The organism is Streptomyces tateyamensis (assembly GCF_003205575.1).
Lineage (GTDB): Bacteria > Actinomycetota > Actinomycetes > Streptomycetales > Streptomycetaceae > Kitasatospora > Kitasatospora tateyamensis.
This window is the reverse complement of sequence record NZ_PYBW01000051.1, coordinates 1-1,616: the sequence shown is the minus strand read 5'-3', so window position 1 is coordinate 1,616 and position 1,616 is coordinate 1. Positions and strand designations below refer to the sequence as shown.

Annotated in this window: 1 protein-coding gene; it reads left to right on the top strand. The window is 67.6% G+C overall.

All coding sequences use genetic code 11. The annotated features are described in order from the left end of the window. Positions 1-100 precede the first annotated feature (100 nt). The gene (locus C7C46_RS16470) at positions 101-1,363 is read left to right on the top strand and encodes an IS4 family transposase (protein WP_110670354.1); all 1,263 of its coding nucleotides are present in this window, start codon (positions 101-103) and stop codon (positions 1,361-1,363) included. The last annotated feature ends 253 nt before the right edge of the window (positions 1,364-1,616 follow it).

The following is a 1,616-nucleotide window of genomic DNA, read 5'->3' as shown; positions in this document are numbered from 1 at the left end:
CAATGCCACTTAGCTTAAGTTGATCATGGTGTTGGCGGGTGCTTCCGCTGGTGTCGGTGGGGTCGCGGGCGGGCTGGTGGTGCCGGGTCGGTAGGTTCGTCTGGTGACTGGGCAAGTTGAGGGTTCGTCTGTTTCGCCGCTGCCGGAGTGGATCTCGCTGGGGGTGCTGGCCCGGTCGGTACCGCGCGATGAGGTGGACGCGTCGGTGGCAGTCCATGGGAAGCAGGCCAAACGTGCGGGCGGGAAGCTCCCGCCGCATGTGGTCGTGTACTTCACGATGGCGTTGGCGCTCTACGGCGACGACGACTACGAGGAGGTCATGACGCGCCTGACGGAGACGCTGTCCGGGTGGGGGCGCTGGGGTGAGGCGTGGCAGGTGCCGACGACCGGTGGGATCACCCAGGCGCGGGCCCGGTTGGGCTGGGAGGTCTTGGCCGAGCTGTTCGACCGTGTCGCGGTCCCAGTGGCCGAGGAGCTCACCCGTGGTGCATGGCTGGGGAGTTGGCGGCTGATGGCCGTTGATGGCTTCATGTGGGACGCCCCGGACACCCCCAAGAATGTGGAGGAGTTCGGCCGTAGCGGTTCCGGCGACCGCGCCTCGGCGTTCCCGCAGGTGAGGGTGGTGACCTTGAGCGAATGCGGCTCGCACGCGGTGGTCGGCGCACAGATCGGGGCCTGCGAGGGCAAGGGCAGCGGCGAGCAGAGCCTGGCCAAGGCCCTGTACCGGCAACTCGACGAGGACATGCTGCTGATCGCCGACCGCAACTTCTACAACTTCGCCGACTGGTGCACCGCCGCCGACACCGGCGCGGCCCTGCTGTGGAGGGTGAAGTCGGACCTGACCTTGACCGCGCTGCGGTCCTACCCCGACGGCTCGTACCTGTCGGTGCTGGTCAACCCGCAGTTCAAGGGCACGGCCCGCACTCGCCTGCTGGACGCGGTACGCGCTGGTGAGGCCGTCGGCCAGGACCGGGCCCGACTGGTGCGCGTGGTCGAATACGAGGTCCCCGACCGCGAGGGCGACGGCAAGGGCGAGTTGACCTGCCTGATCACCACGATCCTGGACCCCGACGACGCCCCGGCCAAGCAGCTGGCCGGCGGATATGCCGAGCGGTGGGAACACGAGACCGGAAACGACCAACTCAAGACCCACCTGCGCGGACCCGGACAGGTCCTGCGCTCCAAGACGCCCGACATGGTGCGAGCGGAGATCTACGGCTACCTGCTCACCCACCATGCCATCAGCTCCCTGATCTGCGAGGCCGCCACCGCCGCCGACATCGACCCGGATCGAATCAAGTTCACCCGCACCGTGCGCATCGTCCGCCGCCGCGTCACCGACTCGGCGGCCTTTCCCCCCTGACCAGTCCGACCGAAGCGAACAGGCACGCCAAGCCGTCCTGACCTCCATCACCGCCAAGCGCAACCTCAACCCCAAGCGCCGCCACCGCAGTTACCCACGCGTCGTCAAACGCGCCCGACACAACAGCTACCGCGTAAAGCGGTCCGCGGACACCGGAAGCCGCTACGCAAGCCCAGCCACCATCCGCCTCGTCAACCTCCCACGGGAGCTCACCAAGACAGCATGATCAACTTAAGCTAAGTGGCATTGCCCC